Here is a 1,268-nt window from a genome sequence, read left to right as displayed (position 1 = left end):
AAAATGATAAAAATCCAAGGTCCATACCAGAGCATTAAGGTTTCACTACTAACTTTTGGCTTATAGGTGACGAAATCTCCAAAGCGATCAATCATAAATTGAACAACTTCTTCAGGACTACTCCCTTCTTCAAGTAAACGGTGAACCTCTTTGCGCATGTCGGCAGCAATTGGGGCGTTAGAGTCAGCGATATCTTGATTTTGACATTTTGGGCAACGGAGCTCCTTAGTCAACTCAAGGTAATTCATGCGCCTTTCTTCATCAGAAAACTGATAAACGTCTATATTTGCGCTAATAGGAAGCGAAAAGAAAGTTGTAAGGGAAAACAGCAAAATTAATCTGCTTGTGAGCTCGTTCATAGCACCACCTTTCCTTCGAGTTTGTCGATCAAAGGCTTAAGCGTCGAGTGCCAGACTTTGTCATCAACGACACCAACATGGCGATGCCTGACATATCCGTGCTGATCGATAATGTATGTCTCTGGAGCACCGTAAACACCTAGATCAAATCCAAGCTTTCCCTCAGGGTCGTAAATGTTGAATGTATAAGGGTTGCCTAGTTTTGCAAGCCAAACCTGAGCAGCATCACGCTCATCCTTGTAATTTAATCCAGCGATTTTGACGCCCTGCTCTGACAGAGTGTTTAGATAGGGGTGCTCAACTCGACACGATGGGCACCAGGTTGCCCAGACATTTAAGAGCATTACCTCACCGCTGAATACTGAGTTATTGAGCTGCTTATTTTGGTCTGACAAAGAACTCAGCTGAAACTTCGGTACTGGGTCGTTTAGCCGTGCCGTTTCTAGTTTGGTAGGATCCTTACCGATAGCGGTATATAGTATGAGCCCAAGAGCAATAGTAAGAACGAGAGGTGTGAAAAGGACGATTCTTTTGTTCATACCAGGCCTCCATTTTTATTGTCTACGAGTTTTGACTTTAAGCGATAACGACGATCACTTATCGCAAACAATCCACCTAGCGCCATAAAAATAGTGCCAAGCCAAATCCATCTAACGAAGGGTTTTATTTGAATACGAACTGCCCAGGCACCGTCAGTGAGTGGCTCGCCTAAAGCAATATAGAGATCACGGAATAGCCCGGCATCAATGCCTGCTTCCGTCATAGGGCTGTTCTTAGAGAAGTAAACTCGCTTCTCGGGGTGTAATGTGGCGACTTCGTTCCCTGATGCAACCGAGGTAACACGTACCGTGGCACGATCAGCCTGATAGTTAGCGCCAGTATAGGGATCTAAGCTTTCAAATACGAAGT

General features: G+C 44.6%; 3 protein-coding genes. All 3 read right to left on the bottom strand.

Going from position 1 to position 1,268, the window contains the following annotated elements:
- Positions 1-359 (bottom strand): cytochrome c-type biogenesis protein (locus A3729_RS23465; protein WP_068634348.1); only part of this gene is annotated, 359 nt, incomplete at its 3' end.
- Positions 356-898: a DsbE family thiol:disulfide interchange protein gene (locus A3729_RS23460; RefSeq protein WP_068510742.1), complete on the bottom strand. Its 543-nt coding sequence runs from the start codon at positions 896-898 to the stop codon at positions 356-358. The genes A3729_RS23460 and A3729_RS23465, both read right to left, overlap by 4 nt.
- A partial coding sequence (locus tag A3729_RS23455) for a cytochrome c-type biogenesis CcmF C-terminal domain-containing protein (RefSeq protein ID WP_304439751.1) occupies positions 895-1,268 on the bottom strand: 374 nt, incomplete at its 5' end. The genes A3729_RS23455 and A3729_RS23460, both read right to left, overlap by 4 nt.

It is taken from the genome of Oleiphilus sp. HI0043 (genome assembly GCF_001634935.1).
The sequence above is the reverse complement of the archived record's forward strand: the minus strand, read 5'-3'. Positions and strand labels throughout refer to the sequence as shown.